This window comes from Micromonospora sp. DSM 43699, assembly GCF_055517075.1.
Genome location: NZ_JBTMMT010000239.1, coordinates 1 through 427 on the forward strand (window position 1 = coordinate 1; position 427 = coordinate 427).

The window sequence follows — 427 nt, forward strand, 5'->3', positions numbered from 1 at the left end:
GGGCGACCGGGTCCTCGCAGTGCATGCAGACGGTCGGGAGGGAGGCGACGGACTGGCCCTCGTCGGTGTAGTCGAGGTGGATCATCGATTTACCGCGGTGCGAGTCGCATTCGCGGCAGGCGGAGACACAGGCCTGGCAGCCGATGCAGCGCCCCGGGTCGATGAAGATCGTTCTGCCCATCATGGGGATCAGCTCCTCTCCGAGGTCCCACGGCCCTGTGGGGCCGTGGGAGGCAGCGGGTCGGTACGGGAGACCTGGGTCTCCGGGTAGGCGACATGGCCGGGGGCGACCGGCGGGGCGGGGACCTCGTCGATCCGCTCGGCGTGCTCGATGCGGCAGGCGCACACCTTGTACTCGGGGATCTTGGACCGGGGGTCGAGGGCGTCGATGGTGAGGGCGTTGGCCGCGGTGGGGACGGGCCAGTGG

Annotated in this window: 2 protein-coding genes; both read right to left on the reverse strand. The window is 70.5% G+C overall.

The window, feature by feature from the left end:
- A partial coding sequence (locus tag AC0AIB_RS31430; protein ID WP_465098116.1) for a 4Fe-4S binding protein occupies positions 1-184 on the reverse strand: 184 nt, incomplete at its 3' end.
- A gap of 5 nt (positions 185-189) precedes the next feature.
- Positions 190-427 (reverse strand): hypothetical protein (locus AC0AIB_RS31435; RefSeq protein WP_465098117.1); only part of this gene is annotated, 238 nt, incomplete at its 5' end.